Origin of the sequence: Microvirga sp. Mcv34, assembly GCF_024519725.1 — a bacterium.
Taxonomy (GTDB): domain Bacteria; phylum Pseudomonadota; class Alphaproteobacteria; order Rhizobiales; family Beijerinckiaceae; genus Microvirga.
The window spans coordinates 1-906 of sequence record NZ_JALJRK010000260.1; the positions used below are offsets into that span (position 1 = coordinate 1).

Genomic DNA, 906 nt, shown 5'->3' on the forward strand with positions numbered 1-906 from the left:
TGATCGCGCTTGGCCTGACCGGCATGGCCAAAGCCTTCGAGGAGCAGCGACGATCACCCGATCTCGACGCCTTGTCCTTTGAGGAGCGCATCGGGCTGCTGGTGGACCGCGAGGCGGCCGAGCGCGACACCAAACGTCTTACTGCGCGGCTCAAGTTCGCGGCGCTGCGCCAGAATGCCTGCGTCGAGGATGTCGACTGGCGAACCCCGCGCGGCATCGATCGCGCGGTCTTTGCCCGGTTGGTCGCCGGCGACTGGATCGACCGGCACGAGAATGTGCTGATTACAGGGGCCGCTGGCCTCGGCAAGAGCTGGATCGCCTGTGCCCTCGGTCACAAGGCCTGCCGGGACAATCGTTCGGTGCTCTATCACCGTGTGCCGCGCCTGTTCGAGGCGCTGGCGCTCGCGCGGGGCGATGGCCGCTATGGCCGCCTGCTCAAGACGCTCGGCCGCGTGCAGGTGTTGATCCTGGATGACTGGGGCTTATCCGTGCTCACCGGGTCCGAGCGGCGCGATCTCCTGGAAATCCTCGACGATCGTCACGGCCGCTCATCGACCATCGTCACGAGCCAGGTTCCCGTGGACACATGGCATGACCTGATTGGGGATCCCACTCTTGGAGATGCCATTTTGGATCGTCTTGTTCACAACGCCCATCGCCTTCAACTCACCGGAGAAAGCATGAGAAAGCAGAACGCCAGAGCCCGTCCTCTTGACGGCAGCCGAAACTCCTGACTCCATCACCACGTCGGCCGAGGCGACCGCTCATGAGCGCGTGAAATACCTGCTCACGATCAGATGAAATGAGCGCTCACCATCGCGTGAAACAGCTGCTCACGATCCGCGAGATGCGCAGTTAAACAGCAAGTGACCACCTGCTTGCTTCACCATCATGGCTCAGATGGAT

1 protein-coding gene is annotated in these 906 nt (G+C 62.5%); it reads left to right on the forward strand.

Annotation, left to right across the window (positions count from 1 at the left end):
- Nucleotides 1-2: 2 nt before the first annotated feature.
- Nucleotides 3-734: an IS21-like element helper ATPase IstB gene (gene istB / locus OC446_RS30515; protein ID WP_262032609.1), complete on the forward strand. Its 732-nt coding sequence runs from the start codon at nucleotides 3-5 to the stop codon at nucleotides 732-734.
- Nucleotides 735-906 lie beyond the last annotated feature (172 nt).